Origin of the sequence: Rhodanobacter umsongensis (assembly GCF_042654965.1) — a bacterium.
GTDB classification, from domain to species: Bacteria; Pseudomonadota; Gammaproteobacteria; order Xanthomonadales; family Rhodanobacteraceae; genus Rhodanobacter; species Rhodanobacter umsongensis.
On sequence record NZ_JBHSMK010000002.1, the window covers coordinates 1052357 to 1070413 of the forward strand.

At 67.0% G+C, this 18057-nt stretch carries 20 protein-coding genes; 13 read left to right on the forward strand and 7 right to left on the reverse strand.

The window, feature by feature from the left end:
• Positions 1-17 precede the first annotated feature (17 nt).
• Positions 18-647: a DUF47 domain-containing protein gene (locus ACFPME_RS05055; RefSeq protein WP_377302652.1), complete on the reverse strand. Its 630-nt coding sequence runs from the start codon at positions 645-647 to the stop codon at positions 18-20.
• 148 nt (positions 648-795) lie between these two features.
• Here ACFPME_RS05055 and ACFPME_RS05060 point away from each other — a divergent pair, with 148 nt between their 5' ends.
• The gene (locus ACFPME_RS05060; RefSeq protein ID WP_377302654.1) at positions 796-2118 is read left to right on the forward strand and encodes a hemolysin family protein; all 1323 of its coding nucleotides are present in this window, start codon (positions 796-798) and stop codon (positions 2116-2118) included.
• Positions 2119-2170: 52 nt separating this feature from the next.
• Here the strand turns inward: ACFPME_RS05060 and ACFPME_RS05065 are convergent, their stop codons facing one another.
• Positions 2171-2932, reverse strand: coding sequence for an RNA methyltransferase (locus tag ACFPME_RS05065; protein ID WP_377302656.1), 762 nt, complete (start codon positions 2930-2932; stop codon positions 2171-2173).
• 112 nt (positions 2933-3044) lie between these two features.
• Between ACFPME_RS05065 and ACFPME_RS05070 the strand changes: the two genes are divergently transcribed.
• Entirely contained in the window at positions 3045-3848 is an 804-nt protein-coding gene (locus ACFPME_RS05070) for an inositol monophosphatase family protein (RefSeq protein ID WP_377302658.1), read from the forward strand.
• Positions 3849-3901: 53 nt separating this feature from the next.
• Here ACFPME_RS05070 and hda read toward each other — a convergent pair whose 3' ends face one another.
• The 3 genes from hda to ACFPME_RS05085 all read right to left on the reverse strand — a co-directional run bounded on the left by hda (position 3902) and on the right by ACFPME_RS05085 (position 6865).
• A complete protein-coding gene (gene hda, locus ACFPME_RS05075; protein WP_377302660.1) occupies positions 3902-4609 on the reverse strand; it encodes a DnaA regulatory inactivator Hda in 708 nt (235 codons plus the stop codon).
• Complete coding sequence (locus ACFPME_RS05080; RefSeq protein ID WP_377302662.1) at positions 4606-5778, reverse strand: AI-2E family transporter; 1173 nt, start codon at positions 5776-5778, stop codon at positions 4606-4608. Before ACFPME_RS05080 ends, hda begins: the two co-directional genes overlap by 4 nt.
• Positions 5779-5881: 103 nt before the next feature.
• Positions 5882-6865, reverse strand: a complete 984-nt coding sequence (locus ACFPME_RS05085; RefSeq protein WP_377302664.1) for a DUF2066 domain-containing protein — start codon at positions 6863-6865, stop codon at positions 5882-5884.
• Positions 6866-7023: 158 nt separating this feature from the next.
• Here ACFPME_RS05085 and purM point away from each other — a divergent pair, with 158 nt between their 5' ends.
• The 3 genes from purM (at position 7024) to ACFPME_RS05100 (ending at position 9624) form a co-directional block, all read left to right on the forward strand.
• The gene (gene purM / locus ACFPME_RS05090) at positions 7024-8067 is read left to right on the forward strand and encodes a phosphoribosylformylglycinamidine cyclo-ligase (protein ID WP_377302666.1); all 1044 of its coding nucleotides are present in this window, start codon (positions 7024-7026) and stop codon (positions 8065-8067) included.
• 139 nt (positions 8068-8206) lie between these two features.
• Complete coding sequence (gene purN / locus ACFPME_RS05095; RefSeq protein ID WP_377302668.1) at positions 8207-8875, forward strand: phosphoribosylglycinamide formyltransferase; 669 nt, start codon at positions 8207-8209, stop codon at positions 8873-8875.
• A gap of 35 nt (positions 8876-8910) precedes the next feature.
• On the forward strand, positions 8911-9624 hold the full coding sequence (locus ACFPME_RS05100; protein WP_377302670.1) for a DUF3108 domain-containing protein: 714 nt from the start codon (positions 8911-8913) through the stop codon (positions 9622-9624).
• A gap of 73 nt (positions 9625-9697) precedes the next feature.
• Here ACFPME_RS05100 and murA read toward each other — a convergent pair whose 3' ends face one another.
• Both murA and ACFPME_RS05110 read right to left on the reverse strand, forming a co-directional pair.
• Positions 9698-10957, reverse strand: a complete 1260-nt coding sequence (gene murA, locus ACFPME_RS05105) for a UDP-N-acetylglucosamine 1-carboxyvinyltransferase (protein ID WP_377302672.1) — start codon at positions 10955-10957, stop codon at positions 9698-9700.
• A 43-nt stretch (positions 10958-11000) separates the two neighbouring features.
• Positions 11001-11240 (reverse strand): BolA family protein, encoded by a 240-nt coding sequence (locus tag ACFPME_RS05110; protein WP_377302855.1) that lies wholly within the window; start codon positions 11238-11240, stop codon positions 11001-11003.
• 260 nt (positions 11241-11500) lie between these two features.
• On the opposite strand from ACFPME_RS05110, the gene ACFPME_RS05115 reads away from it, so the two are divergent.
• From ACFPME_RS05115 to hprK, 8 genes are all read left to right on the forward strand, one after another.
• Positions 11501-12457 (forward strand): KpsF/GutQ family sugar-phosphate isomerase, encoded by a 957-nt coding sequence (locus ACFPME_RS05115; protein WP_377302857.1) that lies wholly within the window; start codon positions 11501-11503, stop codon positions 12455-12457.
• 37 nt (positions 12458-12494) lie between these two features.
• Entirely contained in the window at positions 12495-13034 is a 540-nt protein-coding gene (locus ACFPME_RS05120; protein ID WP_377302674.1) for a KdsC family phosphatase, read from the forward strand.
• Positions 13031-13633, forward strand: a complete 603-nt coding sequence (gene lptC, locus ACFPME_RS05125) for an LPS export ABC transporter periplasmic protein LptC (protein WP_377302676.1) — start codon at positions 13031-13033, stop codon at positions 13631-13633. The genes ACFPME_RS05120 and lptC overlap by 4 nt, the downstream gene beginning before the upstream one ends.
• Entirely contained in the window at positions 13590-14186 is a 597-nt protein-coding gene (lptA, locus tag ACFPME_RS05130; protein WP_377302678.1) for a lipopolysaccharide transport periplasmic protein LptA, read from the forward strand. Before lptC ends, lptA begins: the two co-directional genes overlap by 44 nt.
• A gap of 3 nt (positions 14187-14189) precedes the next feature.
• Positions 14190-14909 carry an LPS export ABC transporter ATP-binding protein gene (lptB, locus tag ACFPME_RS05135; protein ID WP_377302680.1) on the forward strand — a complete coding sequence of 240 codons (720 nt, stop codon included), beginning with the start codon at positions 14190-14192 and terminating at the stop codon, positions 14907-14909.
• A 97-nt stretch (positions 14910-15006) separates the two neighbouring features.
• Positions 15007-16470 (forward strand): RNA polymerase factor sigma-54, encoded by a 1464-nt coding sequence (locus tag ACFPME_RS05140; protein ID WP_377302682.1) that lies wholly within the window; start codon positions 15007-15009, stop codon positions 16468-16470.
• 152 nt (positions 16471-16622) lie between these two features.
• Positions 16623-16946: a ribosome hibernation-promoting factor, HPF/YfiA family gene (gene hpf, locus ACFPME_RS05145; protein ID WP_377302684.1), complete on the forward strand. Its 324-nt coding sequence runs from the start codon at positions 16623-16625 to the stop codon at positions 16944-16946.
• A gap of 156 nt (positions 16947-17102) precedes the next feature.
• The gene (gene hprK, locus ACFPME_RS05150) at positions 17103-18053 is read left to right on the forward strand and encodes an HPr(Ser) kinase/phosphatase (RefSeq protein ID WP_377302686.1); all 951 of its coding nucleotides are present in this window, start codon (positions 17103-17105) and stop codon (positions 18051-18053) included.
• The last annotated feature ends 4 nt before the right edge of the window (positions 18054-18057 follow it).

The following is an 18057-nucleotide window of genomic DNA, read 5'->3' on the forward strand; positions in this document are numbered from 1 at the left end:
GGTCACGGGGCGCGGCCTCAGGAATTCTTGAGAACGATCGAATAGACGATGTTGCCGACGTCGCGGCATTTGTCGATCGCCTTTTCGATCAGCTCGAACAGATCCTTGGCCAGCACCGCGCGCATCACGTCCCCGCCTTCGACATACAACGTGCGATAGGGTGCCAGCAGCATGCGGTCGCCTTCCGACTCCAGTGCCTGCAGGCGATCTTGCAGCTTCTTGACCGGGTCGATGCGCAGGCCGCGGCGCAACTCGCCGATCATCTCGACAACGACCTCGCTGGAACGCTCGAGCACCCGCGCGCGCTGGGCGAAATCCACCCCGGTCAGGCGGTCAGCCACGATCTCGTAGCGTTCGGCGAACTTTTCGATGGTCTTGGGAATCTTGTACAGCGCCGAATTCAACGCTTCGATATCTTCGCGGTCGAGCGCGGTCACGAAGGTGTTCACCAGCCCCTCGCTGATCTGGGCGGCCAGTTCCTTTTCGCGGGCGCGGGTGGCGGTGAACGCGGCCATCACCGAACCGCCGCCGGGCTTGGTCAGCAACTCGTGCAGGGCCTTGGCGCTTTCATGGGCGGTAGCGGCACTCTGTTCGAGCAGGCCGTAGAACTTGTCGCCTTTGCCGAAGATCGTCTGCAGTGAGAACATGCGGTGCCATGCCTGAGAGAACGGGATGGCAGGGATGTTACAGGACCGCCGTGCTGCCCTGCATCACCGCCCCGGCATCGCCGTGCGTGAGTTGAGGGCCCCGCTGCCCTTACACTGTGCCCATGCGCCCTCCTCCATCAACACCGCGATGCTGACCGAAATCGCGCTCGTCCTCGTGCTGGCCCTGTGCAATGGCTTCTTCGCCCTGTCGGAGATGGCGCTGGTGGTATCGCGCAAAGGCCGCCTCAAGCAGATGGCCAGAAACAGCCGCAGGGCCGCGCTGGCGCTGCGCCACGCCGAGGCGCCGGAGCATTTCCTGTCCACCGTGCAGGTCGGCATCACCCTGGTGATGCTGATTACCGGCGCCGTCGCCGGCGATGCGTTGGGTGGCCATATCGCCGATGCCCTGCGCGGCGGCCAGCTGGCCTGGCTGCTGCCGTACACCCGCATTCTCGGGATCGTGCTGGGCTTCGTGCTGATCTCGTTCATCCAGATCGTGATCGGTGAGCTGGTGCCCAAGCGGCTGGCGCTGTCGGCGCCTGAAAAAGTATCGTCGTACGTGGCGATTCCGATGCTGGTGCTGTCGCGCATCACCGCGCCGTTCGTGTGGCTGCTGAACGTATCGAGCAACCTGCTGCTGCGGCTGCTGCGGGTCAACCAGCACGGCCGCGGTGTGGTGACCGAAGACGAGATCCGCCTGCTGGTGGCCGAAAGCGCCGAACAGGGTGTGCTCGATCCCGACGAACACAATATGGTCAACCGCGTGCTGCGGCTGGGCGACCGCACGGTCGACAGCGTGATGACCCCGCGCATGCGCATCGCCTGGCTGGACACCGCCGGCACCCTCGAGGAGAACATCGACGTGCTGCGGCAGACGCCGTACTCGCGCTACCCCGTCTATCGCGGCGACGAGAGCGACGTGGTCGGCGTGGTCGAGGTCAAGCGCCTGCTGCACAGCTTTGCCGACGGCAAGCTGGAGTTGTTCGAGCATTTGTCCAAGCCGCTGTTCGTGCCTGCCACCGCTCGCGCGCTGGATCTCCTGGAAGAGTTTCGCGACGCCGAGACGCCACTGGCGCTGGTGGTCGATGAGTACGGCGACATCGAAGGCGTGGTCACCGTCAACGACCTGCTGGCGGCGGTGGTCGGCGCCAGCCAGATCGGTCACGGCGGCGGCACCGAGGACAGCCCGATCATGCAGCGTGCCGACGGCAGCTGGCTGATCGACGGCAGCCTGTCCACCGACGACTTGCGCGAACTGCTGCAGATCAGCGAGCTGCCGGGCGAGGATGAACACGATTTCCGCACCGTCGCCGGCATGGTGATGACCGCCCTGGGTCACGTGCCGCAGACCGGCGAAGTATTCGCCTGGCGCGGTATCCGCTTCGAGGTGGTCGATCTCGATGGCGCGCGCATCGACAAGCTGCTGGTCACCCCGGCACCATCGATGGAGCTGTCGGACGACGAGCAGTAGTCGAGCCTCGACTCCTCCCCTGCCTGCACAAGGGAGAGAGGGCGGAGCCTGGTTACCTGTCGTTCTTCGCCAATCCTGCCATCCGCTGCGCGTCGGCAAGAATCCCGTGGAGCACGCGCAGTTCGCGTTCGTCCGGCTGCGCGCGCTGAAACAGCTTGCGCAGGCGCAGCATGATCGTGGTCGGCTCGCGCCCCTTGTGGAACTCGATATCGTCCAGCGTCTGCGCCAGATGCACGTAGAACTGCTCCATGCGCGCCGCGTCCGCCGGGGGGTCGTCGCGCACGGTCGGCGTGGGCGCAGGTGCGTCGCCGAGCATCGCCACACGCAGTTCATAGGCCATCACCTGCACCGCCTGCGACAGATTGAGCGAGCTGAAATCGTCCACGCTGGGAATCCGCACCATCGCGTGGCAGCGCGCGAGCTCCTCGTTCTCGAGCCCGGTGCGCTCGTTGCCGAATACCAGCGCCACCTGTTCGCCGCGCGCCGTGGCCGCGAGCGCCTGCTGCGCAGCCTCCCGTGGAGATATCTCCGGCAGATTCACTCCACGCCGACGTGCCGATAGACCCAGCGCCAGACTGCTGCCGGCAAGACCATCGATCAGTTCTTCATGAATCCGGGCATGCGCCAGCACGTCGTCGGCACCGGCTGCCAACGCACTGGCTTCGCGGTCGGGGAAGCGCGCCGGCGCCACCAGCTCCAGCCGCTCGAATCCCATCGTGCGGATCGCCCGCGCCGCACTGCCGATGTTGCCCGGATGCGACGTGCGCACCAGCACGTAGCGGACGCGGGCGGCGAGGTTGTGGAGATCGGTCATGCGGAGAACGGCTTGGCGGCTGGAGCCCCAAGGATAGTGGACACGGGGCGGCTCAGGCCCGCCTCTGCTAGAATGGCCGGCCGCAACCCCGCTCTCTTCCAAAGTCGAAACCATGGCCAGACCACACGTCACGATCGCGGCGCGCGCCGCGCGTTCTGCAGGCAATGTGATCCTGCGCTACATGAACCGCATCGACGGCCTCAACATCGTCGAGAAGCAGCAGCTGGATTTCGTCTCCGAGGTCGACAAGCTGGCCGAGGCGGAAATCATCAAGGAATTGCGCCGCGCCTACCCCGACCATGCCATCCTCGCCGAGGAGAGCGGCGCGACCGGCAAGGGTCCGCTGACCTGGGTGATCGACCCGCTGGACGGCACCCACAACTACCTGCGCGGCATCCCGCACTTCTGCGTGTCGATCGCGCTGCTGGAAAAAGGCGTGCCGATCCACGCGGTGGTATTCGACCCGCTGCGCGACGAGCTGTACACCGCCAGCAAGGGCGACGGCGCCTACCTCAACGACCGCCGCATGCGCGTATCCAAACGCGAGAACCTGGGCGGCGCGATGATCGCCACCGGCTTCCCGTTCCGTCAGCGCGAGCACCTGGTGCCGCAGCTGGACATGACCCGCGCGATCCTCGGCCAGGCCGAGGACATCCGCCGCTCCGGCTCCGCCGCGCTGGACCTGGCCTACGTCGCCGCGGGCCGCTACGACGGCTACTTCGAGATCGGCCTGAAGCCGTGGGACATGGCCGCCGGCGTGCTGCTGGTGCACGAAGCCGGCGGGCGCTACTGCGACTTCGCCGGCCGCGATGGCATCCCCGCCAGCGGCAACATCATCGCCGGCAACCTCAACGTAGCCAAGGCGATGGTCGATGCGATCGGGCAGCAGGCGACGCCGGGGTTGCTCAAGGCCTGAGCGGTGTTTCAACGAGCAATGAACGAAGGCGCTCCTGGGCGCCTTCGCTGTTCTCAGGGCGCCGTTTCGCCGCCTTCACGCAGGAACCCGCGCAGGAACGGCACCGTGATCCGCCGTTGCGCGGCGAGCGATGCCACATCCAGCTTGTCCAGCAGGTCGAGCAACGCACCGAGATCGCGCGCGCGACGTGCGAACAGCCAGTCCAGCACGCTGTCGTCCAGTTCGATGCCGCGCGCGGCGGCCTGCGCTTTCAGTACGGTGCGGCGTTCGTCGTCGTCGAGCGGCTTCAATGCGAACTGGGTGCAGGCACCGAGGCGTGAGCGCAGGTCGGGCAGTTCGATGCCGAGCTGGGTCGGTGTGGCATCGGCGGCGAACAGCAGCGCGCTGCCTTCGGCGCGGGCGCGATTGTAAAGGTCGAACAGTGCATGTTCCGCTTCGCGGTTGCCGGCGATGGCGCCGAGATCGTCCAGCGCCAGCAGTTCGCTGCCGCCGACCCCGCGCAGGGCTGCTGCGTGGTCGCTCAATGCCGCCAGCGGCAGGTACTGCACGCGCCGACCGGCAGCACTGGCCGCCTGGCAGGCCGCCATCAGCAGATGACTGCGACCACTGCCGCTGGCGCCGTGCAGGTAGACCCATGGCGCAGCAGGTTCCAGCGCGAGTACCTGCACCGCGGCCACCGCAGCGGCATTGGCACCCGCATGGAAATGTTCGAAGCGCTGGCGACGTGGCCAGCGCAGGGCCAGCGGCAACTGCGGAATCATGGCTCGGCTCGGTCGCCCTGCGGAGCTGGCGCGACCGTAGTGACCGCGTCGACCTCGCCATCGCGATGCACCGTGACGTCCGCTTCGGCAATCACAGGATCGTCCGGCCCCGCTTCGTTGTACAGCTCGCTCATGCGATAGCGCTCAAGCAGGTAGCGCAGCAGCACCATGATCACCGACGCCGCCGGCAACGCCAGCAGCACGCCGAGGAAGCCGAACAGATAGCCGCCGGCCAGCACCGCGAAAATCACCGCCACCGGATGCAGACCGATCTTGTCGCCGACCAGCTTGGGCACCAGCACGTAGCCTTCCAGCAACTGGCCGATCACGAATACGCCGCAGACCACCAGCACATGGGCCCAGTCGCCGTACTGCACCAGCGCGGCGATGATCGCGGCGACGAAGCCGATGATGAAGCCCAGGTACGGCACGAAGCTGAGCAGGCCGGCGACCAGGCCGATCAACAGCCCCACCGACAAGCCGGCCAGTTCCAGCCCGGCGCCGTAGAACACGCCCAGTGCCAGCATCACCAGCAGCTGGCCGCGCACGAACGCGCCGAGGATCTTGTCCGATTCGTGGGCCAGATGCGCGATGGTCGGCTGAATCGAGCGTGGCAGGGTACGGTCGATCGTGGCCACCAGTCGATCCCAGTCGCGCAGCAGGTAGAACGCCACCACCGGGATCAGCACCAGGTTGGTCAGCCACATCGCGATGCCGAGGCCCGAGCGCGACACCCTGCCCAGCACCGCCGTGGCGACGCCGCCGATCGAGCCGATGTGTTCCTTGATCCCGGTCAGCAGTCGGTCGCTGTCGAAGGTGTGCGGATCCAGATGCAGGCGCGCCTGCAGCCACGGCCACGCCACGTTCTGCGCCCAGTCGCCGTAACGCGGCAGGTTCTCGATGAGATTTTCGACCTGGCGGGCAATCAGCGGTATCAGCAGCAGCAGCACGCCGCACACCGCCACCAGTAGCACCACGAAGACGATGGTGGCCGCCCAGGCGCGGTTGAGCCCCAGCCGCTCCAGTCGGTCCGCCAGCGGATCGCCGAGGTAGGCCAGCATGGCCGCCACCGCGAAGGGCATCAGTACCGGCGCCAGCAGCCAGAGCAGGTAAACGATGACCGCCGTGATGGCGAACAGCTGCCAGCGGCGTGAAGTATCAGACGTCATGGGCGTGCTCATGGAAACGAAGTGGTCCGGCTCGACCGGTGACATCGACGCCCGCGACGTTCGGCGCGTCGGGCAGCTTCCGGGTTCGCTGCGGGAGGCCGGCTCAATGCAGCCAGCGCAGGTTGGCGTCGGCGCCTGCGTGCGGCTCACCCTGCAGCAGCAGATGGCCACCGGCGGCAAGGTTCGCCGCGAGCCCGGTCATCGGCAACGAGGCTTTGACGTACAGCAGCACGGCGTCGTTCTCGGCGCCCACGGTCGTCACCTGTCTGACCGCAGGATCGGCCTGCAACGCGTTCAGCAGATTGGCGTAATCCGCCGCCGAAGCCAGCCCGCTGATCCACAGTTTGCCCTCGCTGGGACCTGCGCCAACCACGTTGAGCTGCTTGCCGATGCGGTCGACCATGCCGCCGGCTGCATCGCCGAGCAAGGCATCCTCGGTCGCGCCGTGGCTGCTCCAGCGCTGCGGCTGGCCGCCGGAAATCAGGGTCCAGTCGGCACTGCTGCCGTGCAGCTTGCCAAGCAGCACCAGGCCCGTGTGGTACTGCCGGTTGATGGCCGCCAGCGCCGCAGAATCCACCGCGGCGACCTTGGCCGGGTCTGGCGGGTTGGCGGCGTCCGGGTACACCACGTTGGTTCCGCGTGCGGCGGCGGCCGCGGCCAGGCTTGCCAGTGCCGCCTGGTCGAACAGGCTCCCGTCGCTGCCCTGAACCAGCAGCAGAACCGGCGGCTTGATGCCTGCGCTGGCCACGCCCAGTTTCGATACCAGCCGGCGCACCGACCCCGGCTCGAACTCCACGTCCAGGATCAGGCCGGTCGCGGCGCGCTGGTACTGGAACTTCTGCACGATCGAGCCGGCTTTGCCCAGTGCATCGCCATAGCCGGGGTTGCTGCGCAGATCCTGCCCGCCAGCCACCCGTGTCAGCACCTGCCCGAGCGCGGTGGCGAACGCCTGGTCGCGCTGGGCATCGCTGGTATCGGCCACCGGCACGACGACCGAATACGGCGAACCCGAAGCCTGGGCATGCAACGGGGGCAGTGCGGCAAAAACCAGCAGCAGGGTGGCGATCAGCAAGCGGGACAGGCGCATGGACGTGGCATTCTTCGAAAGAAACTCCCGGGAAGTCTGCCCAATCGCGCTCCCAGCGTCCATCGGAGCAAGACTGCGACGACGCAAACCGGGGCCCGCCCCGGCACCGGCGCCGCATACTGCTAAACTTGCGCGTTTCATCCACGCCGGTTTTCGCCATGTCTGACGCCCTCACCTACCGCGCCGCCGGCGTCGACATCGACGCGGGCAATGCGCTGGTCGAACGCATCAAGCCGCTGGTCAAGCGCACGGTTCGTCCCGAGGTGATGGGCGGCCTGGGCGGTTTCGGCGGCCTGTTCGACTTGAGCGGCCGCTACCGGGAGCCGGTGCTGGTGTCCGGCACCGATGGCGTCGGTACCAAGTTGAAGCTGGCGCAGATCCTGAACCGGCACGACACCATCGGCATCGACCTGGTCGGCATGTGCGTCAACGACGTGCTGGTGCAGGGTGCCGAGCCGCTGTTCTTCCTCGACTATTTCGCCACCGGCAAGCTGGACGTCGACACCGCCGTGGCCGTGGTCGGCGGCATTGCCCGGGGTTGCGAGCTGGCCGGTTGCGCGCTGATCGGCGGCGAAACCGCCGAGATGCCTGACATGTATCCGCCGGGCGAGTACGACCTGGCAGGCTTCACCGTCGGCGCGGTGGAGAAGTCGCAGATGCTGACCGGTGCGGCGATCGTTTCCGGTGACGTGGTGCTCGGCGTGGCCTCATCCGGTCCGCATTCGAACGGCTATTCGCTGGTGCGCAAGATCCTCGATCGCGCCGGCTGCACGCCGGACAACGGCGGGCTGGATCTCGACCTCGACGGGGTCAAGCTGGTCGATGCGCTGATGGCGCCGACCACCATCTATGTGAAGTCGATGCTGCACCTGCTGAAGAGCGGAACCGTGCACGGCATGGCCCACATCACCGGCGGCGGCCTCAAGGAAAACATCATCCGCGTGGTGCCCGACGGCCTCGGCATCGCGCTGGACGCATCCGCCATCACGCTGCCGCCGGTGTTCGACTGGCTGATGCGCGAAGGCAACGTGGCACGCGAGGAAATGTGGCGCACCTTCAACTGCGGCATCGGCTTCACGGTGATCCTGCCGCAGGACGCCGTGGCGTCCGCATCGGCGCTGCTGGCCACGCATGGCCTGGCCAGTGCGGTGATCGGCGAAGTGGTGCCGGCGCAGGGCGACGAGCGCGTACATATCGGCTGAGGCATCGTGCCAACCCGCGTTGCGCCGGACATCGTTCACCCTGAGCGAGGCGCAGCGAGGCCGAAGGCACCGCCGTGCCGGGCCCTTCGACTCCGATCCAGCGGATCTACGCTCAGGGCGAACGACAGAGAACCACCCCATGTCATCTCCCTCCCGCATCGCCGTCCTCGCTTCAGGCCGCGGCAGCAACCTCGCCGCGCTGCTCGCCGCGCGCGAACGCGGCGACCTGCCGGTGGATTTCGTGCTGGTTGCCAGCGACAAGGCCGGCGCCGGCGCACTGCGCCTGGCCGAGGCGGCCAACATCCCCACGCTGGCGCTCGATCCGCGCAGCTATCCCGACCGTCGCGCGTTCGACCATGACCTGTTCGCCCGTCTCGCCGCCAGCGGGGCCGAATGGCTGGTGCTGGCCGGCTTCATGCGCATCCTCGACGGCGAGGCGCTGACGCCGTGGATCGGCCGGATGATCAACATCCATCCTTCCCTGCTGCCCAAATACCGCGGTCTGCATACCCATCGCCGCGCGCTCGAAGCGAACGACCGCGAGCACGGCGCCAGCGTGCACTTCGTCACGGCCGAGCTGGACGGCGGCCCGGTGATCGCGCAGGCGCGCCTGTCGATCGAAGCCGGCGACGACGAGCAGCAACTGGCGCAGCGCCTGTTGCCGCTGGAGCACCGGTTGTTGCCCGCCGTGCTGGGCCTGCTGGTCAGCCAGCGGCTGCAATGGCACGAGCACGCGCCGCTTTTCGACGGCCAGCCCCTGCTGAGGCCGCTGACGCTGGGCGACGACGGTCAGCTGTCGACGAAGTGATCCGCGGTTCAGCCCGCCACCGGCAGACTCGGCGCATGACTATCCGAACCGCGTTTGCCCCGCTACTCGGCCTCGGCCTGCTGCTCTCGATGCAGGCCGCCATCGCCACGACTCCCCCTGCCTTCACCGCCATTTACAACGTGTCCCAGGGCGGCGAACCGATGGGCGTTGCCACCATCACGCTGCGCGCCGCCGGCAATGGCGAATGGATCTACAGCAAGGACGTCAAAAGCACCGGCGGACTGGCGGCCATGCTCGGCGCCAGCATGAAGGAGACTTCGCGCTTCCGCTGGAAAGGCGATGTGCCCGAAGCGATCGGCTACGACTACCAGTTGCAGACAGGCATCAAGAACAAGCAGCGGCACTTGTCGGTGGACTGGACCACGCATCAGGTGACCGTCGACGAGGGCAAGGGCGCACAAGCCTATCCGGCCAGCCCCGGCATGGTCGAACGCAATACCACGGCGCTGGCGCTGGGTTTGGCCCTGCGTGATGGCAGCCAGCAGGTCACGTTGCCGGTCGCCGTGCGCCAGCAGGTACAGACGCAGAGTTTCAAGGTCACCGGCAAGGAAACCATCAAGGTCCCCGCCGGCAGTTTCAACGCCGACCGGATCGACCGCACCGACGCCGAGCGCGGCTTCAGCGCGTGGTACGTGCCGGCTCGTTATCCGCTGCCGGTGAAACTGTCGCAGCACGATGGCGGTGATCTGACGATGGAGCTGGTGAGCTACCAAGCCAACTCCGGCTGACCTCGGACTTGCTCCCGCTCAACAAGAAAAAGCCCGGCGATGCCGGGCTTTCTCCTTCCTGGCGTTGACCCGCTCAGTTCGGCAGGCGGCGTATCTTCGCGCCGAGCACGCCAAGTTTTTCCTCGATGTTCTCGTAGCCGCGGTCGATGTGGTAGACGCGATCGACGATGGTGTCGCCCTTGGCCACCAGGCCGGCCAGCACCAGGCAGGCCGAGGCGCGCAGGTCGGTGGCCATGATCGGTGCACCGCTCATCTGGGCGACCCCCTGCACGATCGCGGTATTCCCTTCCAGGCGGATGTCCGCGCCGAGCCGCTGCAGTTCGTGCGCGTGCATGAAGCGGTTCTCGAACACCGTCTCGGTGACTATGCCGGTGCCTTCGGCCACGCAATTGAGTGCAGTGAACTGGGCCTGCATGTCGGTGGGGAACGCCGGGTACGGCGCCGTGCTGATGTTGACCGCCTTCGGTCGACGCCCGCCCATGTCCAGCTCGATCCAGTCGTCGCCGGTGGAGATGTGCGCACCAGCTTCTTCCAGCTTGGCCAGCACGGCGTCGAGCGTGTTGGCCCGCGCGTGCCGCGTGCGCACCTTGCCGCCCGTCATGGCCGCGCCCACCAGAAAAGTGCCGGTCTCGATGCGGTCGGGCAGCACTTCGTACTCGGCGCCGTGCAGACGCTCGACCCCATGGACCACCATGGTCGACGTGCCGGCGCCTTCGATCTGGGCACCCATCGCGATCAGGCAGTGGGCCAGGTCGACCACTTCGGGTTCCTGCGCGGCGTTCTCGATCACCGTGGTGCCCTGCGCCAGGGTGGCGGCCATCATGATGTTCTCGGTACCGGTGACGGTGACCATGTCCATCACGATGCGTGCGCCCTTCAGCCGCGACGCCTTCGCCTTGATGTAGCCGTTCTCGACGGTGATCTGGGCACCCAGCGCCTGCAGGCCGCGGATGTGCTGGTCGACCGGACGCGAACCGATCGCGCAGCCACCCGGCAGCGACACCTCGGCCTGGCCGAAGCGCGCCACCAGCGGGCCGAGCACCAGGATCGAGGCGCGCATCGTGCGCACCAGGTCGTAGGGCGCCACGCAGGTGCTGGTGGTACGCGGGTCGACATGCATCTTCATGCGGTCATCCAGCACCAGCTGCACGCCCATCTGGCCGAGCAGCTCGATGAAGGTGGTGACGTCGTGCAGGTGCGGCACGTTGCCGATGCTGACCGGCTCATCGGCCAGCAGGCAGGCGGCAAGTATCGGCAGCACGGCGTTCTTGGCGCCGGAAATGCCGACCTCGCCATGGAGCGGCGTGCCGCCACTGATCAGGATCTTGGCCATCGTTGTCCTTGGTAAACAGGAGGGGGAAGTGCGGCTGCAGCCATCAACGGCGCGCCGTGGCTTCCTCGGGTGTCAGGGTTTTCAGCGCCAGCGCATGGATCGCGCCGCCCATCAGCTCACCCAGCGTGGCATACACCAGCCGATGCCGCGCCAGCGGCAACTTGCCAGCGAACTGGCTGGCCACCACGGTGGCCTCGAAATGCACGCCATCGGCGCCGCTGACCTCCGCCTGCGCGCCGGGCAGGCCATTTTCGATCATTGCCTGGATGCTGGCTGGGTCCATCGGGTGTTCCATGCGGGAGCTTCCGTCGGCAGCGAGGTGGATTCCCGGTCGCCGGAATCCATTGCGCTGACTTATGACGTTAAAATGCGGACATGCCATGGTAATGGAAATCCGCTGGCGCAGAAATGACGGCGGTTCCTGATCACTGCCACCGGCATCATTTTCGCCCCGGCTTCAGCGGTATCCGCCCCCTTTCCCGAGTGTCCATGAACGCACGTATCGCCCCGCCTGCCCCGATCGACCTGGACCCGGATGCCATCATGCGCAGCGCGCGCGCGGTCATCGCCACCGAGGCGGAAGCGGTGCACGCGTTGCAGCCGCGGATCGGCGCCCCGTTCGTCGAAGCCTGCCGGCTGATCCTTGCCTGCCGCGGCCGCGTGGTGGTCAGCGGCATGGGCAAGTCCGGCCACATCGGGCGCAAGATCGCCGCCACACTGGCCTCGACCGGCACGCCGGCGTTCTTCGTCCATCCGGGCGAGGCCAGCCATGGCGACCTCGGCATGATCACGCCGCAGGATGTCGTGCTGGCGCTGTCCTATTCCGGCGAGACCGACGAATTGCTGCTGATCCTGCCGGTGATCAAGCGCCAGGGCATTCCCTTGATCGCGATCACCGGCAAGCCGGATTCCTCGCTGGCCACCGAGGCGGACGTGCATCTGGACGGCAGCATCTCCAGCGAAGCCTGCCCGCTGGGCCTGGCGCCGACCACCAGCACCACCGTCGCGCTGGTGCTGGGCGATGCGCTGGCGATCGCACTGCTGGAAGCGCGCGGCTTCACCTCCGACGATTTCGCCCGCTCCCACCCCGCCGGCAGCCTGGGCCGCCGGCTGCTGCTGCATATCGCCGACGTGATGCACAAAGGCGACGACGTGCCACGGGTGGCGCCGGACGCCAGCCTTACCGCCGCCCTGGTCGAGATGACTCGCAAGCACCTGGGCATGACCGCCGTGGTCGATGCCGACCAGCGCCTGCTCGGCGTATTCACCGATGGCGACCTGCGCCGCGCGCTGGACGACGACGGCGTCGACCTGCGCGGCGCCACCGTGGCGGAATTGATGACCCGCGGCCCCAAGACGATCGCCGCCGACAAGCTGGCAGCCGAGGCGGCCCAGCTGATGGAGAAGTACCAGATCCATGCGTTGCTGGTGGTCGACGATGAACGGCGCGTGGTCGGTGCGTTGAACATTCATGATCTGCTCCGCGCGCGCGTGGTCTGATCGCCCGTTCACTCTCCTCCCGGCACGAGCCCACTCCATGTACCTGGCCGACCTTCCCGCCGACATCCTCGCCCGCGCCGCCAAGATCCGGCTGGCGGCGTTCGACGTGGACGGCACGCTGACCGACGGGCGTCTGTGGTACGGCGAGGACGGCCGCGAAACCAAGGTCTTCCACGTGCACGACGGGCTCGGCCTGAAGCGGCTGCAGGCCAACGGTGTGCAGGTGGCGCTGATCACCGCGCGGATCAGCCATCCAGTCGCCCTGCGTGCCGAGGAGCTGGACATCACCCACGTTTATCAAGGCCAGGGCGACAAGCGCGGCTGTCTGCTCGAGCTGATCGACGCGCTGCAGCTGACGCCCGAACAGGTTGCCTTCGTCGGCGACGACCTGCCCGACCTGCCGCCGATGGGCCTGGCCGGACTGGCGGTGGCCGTGGCCAATGCGCATCCGTGGGTGGCCGAGCAGGCGCACTGGCAGACCCGCCATGCTGGCGGCATGGGCGCCGCGCGCGAGGTGTGCGACCTGATCCTGCATGCACAGGGGAAAAGCGACGCCGAGCGGGAGCGCTGGCGGTGAATCTGCGCGCCTACCTGCGCGACCGGCGACTGCCGGCCGCGACGCTCGCCGTCGCGCTCGCCGCGGGCATGGCCCAACTGCTGTTGTGGTGGTTCGGGCCGGCACCGCGAACCCATGACTTCGTCGGCCCGCCGCGCTCGGGTTACACGCTGACCAATGCGCGGGTGACCGAATACAACGCCGAGGGGCGGCCCAGCTTCCACCTGCAGACGCCGCACCTGGAGCGTCGCGAGGGCGACGATTCGCTGTACCTCAACTCGCCGACCTTCCAGTTGCCGCCCAAGCAGCCGGGCGTGCCGGACTGGCAGGGCGAGTCGCTGTATGGCTGGGTCAACAAGGGCGGCACCCAGCTCAAGCTGCAGGGCCCGGTCAACATGCACCGGCCGGCGTTTGGCGAAACCCCGGCCGCCGAGATCCATACCGCCGACGTCAGCGCGTGGCCGAAGGAAAACCGCCTGGAAACCGCGGCACCGGCGCAGATGGTGCAAGGCGGCACTAGAATCAGCGGTATCGGCATGCGTGCCAACCTCAACGACAAACACCTGGAGCTGCTCGATGATGTCCATGCCACGTTCCCGCCGCGCCAGCGCAAGCGCTAGGTTCGCGCTTGCCGCCGCGGCATTGGGCCTGCTCGCGGCCCAGCCCGCGCTGGCGCGGAAAAGCGACCGCCAGCAGGAAATGCACGTCGCGGCGAAGCATTTCGACGGTTTCCAGAAACCCAACAGCGTCAGCACGCTGACCGGCAACGTGGTGATCACGCAGGGCACGCTGAAAGCCACCGGCGCCCAGGCCAAGGTGTATTTCGATGCCGAAAGCCAGATCAGCCGTGTCGTCATCACCGGCAGCCCGGCCCATCTCGAGCAACTGGACGAGAACAACAACCTCGTGCTCGGCGACGCGGCCACGCTGGACTACGACAATCTCAAGGGCATCGCCGTGCTGAGCGGCAACGCCTCGATCACGCAGAAGGGCCGCGGCGACGCCCGCGGCGACAAGCTCACCTACAACACCGAAACCAGCGAGATGACCGGCGAAAGCGGCGGTGACGGCATGGTGCACATGACCTTCAAACCCAAGCCCAAGCCCGCCGAAGCCGCCACGCCAGCGACTCCGGCTGCAGCCGGTTCGGCACCCGGGCAGGAACACCCCTAAAAGATGCTTTCCGCCGAAGGTCTGCAAAAAAGCTTCAAGTCGCGTCAGGTCGTGCGTGATTTCGGCTTCTCGATCCGCCAGGGTGAAGTGGTCGGCCTGCTCGGCCCCAACGGCGCGGGCAAGACCACCTGCTTCTACATGGTGGTGGGCCTGATCGAAGCCGATGCCGGCATCATCAAGCTGGACAAGCGGGACATTACCGGCCTGCCGATGCATGCGCGCGCCAAGCTCGGCATCGGCTACCTGCCGCAGGAGGCCTCCGTGTTCCGGCGGCTCAGCGTGGCAGACAACATCATGGCCGTGCTGGAACTGCGCGAGGGCCTCACCGTGCAGCAGCGCACGGCCGAGCAGGAAAGCCTGCTGGACGAGTTGAAGATCGCCCACATCGCCGGACAGAAGGGCATCAGCCTGTCCGGCGGCGAACGGCGCCGGGTCGAGATCGCCCGCGCGCTGGCGGCGAAGCCGCGCTACATGCTGCTGGACGAACCGTTCGCCGGCGTCGATCCGATTTCGGTCGGCGAGATCCAGCGCATCGTACGCCACCTGAAGGAGCGCGGCATCGGCGTGCTGATCACCGACCACAACGTGCGCGAGACGCTGGGCATCTGCGATCGCGCCTACATCCTGAACGAGGGCGAGGTGCTTTCGCGCGGCACGCCGGCCCACATCCTCGCGGATGAACGGGTGCGCGAGGTCTATCTGGGGCGCGAGTTCCGCCTCTGAGGCACCTGTCGCGGTTTGCTTCCGGCATGTTGAATGGCTATGGCTGCCCCTGCGGGCACGCGTTAGGATGGACGCGATTTCCTTCGATACGGCTGGCATGAAACCCGCACTGCAGTTTCGCCTCCACCAGCAGCTGACCCTGACGCCGCAATTGCAGCAGGCTATCCGCCTGCTGCAGCTGTCGCAGCTGGAGCTGGAAGCGGAGCTGCGGCAGATCGCCGAAAGCAACCCGTTGCTGGAATTCGCCGAGGAAATCGAGGACGAAGAGGCCATCGACACCGCCCAGTCCGAAAGCGAGTACCCCAGCGCCGAAAGCGTCGCCGCCACCAGCGCCAGCGAGCACGACCACGACGACGTCAGCGATTGGGCCGACGGCGGTGGTGTCGCCGAATCGCCCATCGACTTTTCCAGCAGCAGCATCAGCAGTGGCGCCGGCTCGCGCAACGACGAGGATTTCGAGCCGCAGAATGCCGCGCCGGAAACCCTGCAGCAGCATCTGCTGTGGCAACTCAACCTGGCCTCGTTCAATCCGCGCCAGCACCTGATCGCCACGGTGTTGATCGACGCGCTGAACTCCGCCGGCTATCTCGCCGAAGGCATGGACGCGGTTCTTGCCGCGCTGCCTGCCAACCTCAACGCCACCATCGAGGAGATCGATGCCGTGCGCCGCCGGCTGCAGGGCTTCGACCCCGCCGGCGTGGGCAGCCTCGACCTGCGCGACTGCCTGCGGGTGCAACTGGAGCAGTTCGACCCGGCAACACCGCAACGCGAGCTGGCGCTGCGCATGGTCGACACCGAACTGGAACTGCTCGCGCGCAACGACATCGCACGACTCGCGCGCCGCCTGCGCGCCAGCGAAGACGACGTGACGGCCGCCGCCGTATTGATCCGCAGCCTCGACCCGCGTCCGGGTGCGGCGCTCGACGCCACCCCGGTGGAGTACGTCGCGCCGGATGTATACGCCGTGCGCGACGGCAGCCGCTGGCGGGTCAGCCTGAACGCCGACGCCCAGCCCCGGCTGGGCCTCAACCAGCACTACTGTGGCCTCATCGCCAAGGCGCGCGGCGAGGACGCCAGCTGGATGCGCGGCCAGCTGCAGGAAGCGCGCTGGCTGATCAAGAGTCTGGAATCGCGCGCCGAGACCCTGCTCAAGGTCGCCGACGCCATCGTGCGGCGGCAGAGTGCATTCCTCGATTACGGCCCCGAAGCGATGCATCCGCTGGTGCTGCGCGAGGTGGCCGAGGAAGTGGGCATGCATGAATCCACCATCTCGCGCGTCACCACCCGCAAATACCTGCATACCCCACGTGGCACGTTCGAGCTGAAGTATTTCTTTTCCAGCGGCGTCTCCACCGAGGATGGCGGCAGCGCGTCGGCCACCGCCATCCAGGCCATGTTGCGCAAGCTGATCGAGGCCGAGGACGTGCGCAAGCCGCTGTCCGACCTGGCGATCGCCGAGGAACTGCAGCGCAAGGGCATCCAGGTGGCGCGCCGCACCGTCGCAAAATACCGGGAGGGGCTGCGCATTCCCACGTCCAGCGAACGCCAGCGCGCCAGCTGAGTCACAACGCACACAGACGCGGGAACTTGGTTATCCCAAAAGCGTTCCCATACCTGTAACTGACCGATCGACGATGCGCCGCAGCCGCTCCGGCCACGGCACGTCCACCCCCGCCGCGAAAAGCGGCACTGCACCACCAGAGGAGGCGCCCCATGCAATTCCAACTCAGCGGCCAGCAGATTGAAGTCACCCCGGCCCTGCGCGACCACGCCACCGCCAAGCTCGACCGCCTCACCCGCCTCGACGAAAAACTGATCAGCCTTGCGATCGTGCTGTCCGTCGACAAACTCCAGCAACGGGCCGAGGGCACGCTGGGCGTGGTCGGCGCCACCCTGCATGCCGAGGCCACCGAGCTCGACATGTACGCATCCATCGATGTGCTGTTCGACAAGCTGGTCAACCAGTTGCGCAAGCATCGCGAGAAAGTCAGCGACAAGCATCAACAGGAGGCGCGTGAAGCGCGCCAGTACGGCTGATCCCCCTGCGGCCCGCCTTGGCGGGCCGCTTCCGTTGCCAGGGCCGCCCGCGGCGGCCCGCCCCGTTGCAAAGGCGCGTGATTCCCCAAGCTGGCACAATGGTCGTGCCGCCGCAGTTGCCCACCGGGCTTCCCTTGCGGCGCAAAGGATCTTCGCTTGGACCGCATCAGCGCACGACAACTCTACGATGGCGTCCACGAACGCATGGCCCTGCGCTGGGTGTCGGGCATGCGCGGGGAATCACGCGTGCTCGAGCCGGGCGCGGCGCAGGCGCGCCGGCCATCGTTGATTGGCTACCTCAACGTCATCTACCCGAACAAGATCCAGATCATCGGGTCGGAGGAGCTGAATTTCCTCGATTCGCTGGACTCGCGCCAGCGCTGGGAGGTCATGCACAAGGTCGCCGCCTACCAGCCGGTGGCGCTGATCGTGACCAAGGACCAGACCGTGCCAGCCGACCTGCGCGAGGTCGCCGAGGAAACCAACACGCCGCTATGGATCAGCCCCAAGCGCGGCCACGAGCTGCTGACCTATCTGCAATACCATCTGGCGCGCATGCTGGCAGCCAAGACCACCCTGCATGGCGTGTTTCTGGAAGTGTTCTCGATCGGCGTGCTGATCACCGGCGAAGCCGGCTCCGGCAAGAGCGAGCTGGCGCTGGAACTGATCAGCCGCGGGCACCGACTGGTGGCCGACGACGCCACCGAGTTCACCCTTATCGCCCCGGACGTGATCGACGGCAATTGTCCGGAACTGCTGCAGGATCTGCTGGAAGTGCGCGGCCTGGGCGTGCTGAACGTGCGCGAGATGTTCGGTCACATGTCGGTCAAGCCGTCCAAATACCTGCGCCTGGTGATCCACCTCAAGCCCCTGCGGGACGGCGAGGACAGCGATGCACTGACCCGGCTTACCGGCGACATCGGCCATCGCGAGATATTCGACGTGCAGGTACCGATGATCACCATTCCGGTGGCCTCCGGACGCAACCTGTCGGTGCTGGTCGAGGCCGCCGTGCGCAGTCACGCGCTCAAGAGCAAAGGCATCGATCCGGCGCAGACCTTCATAGATCGCCAGGCACACCAGTTGCGCCGGCTGCCTCCATGGTGAACGC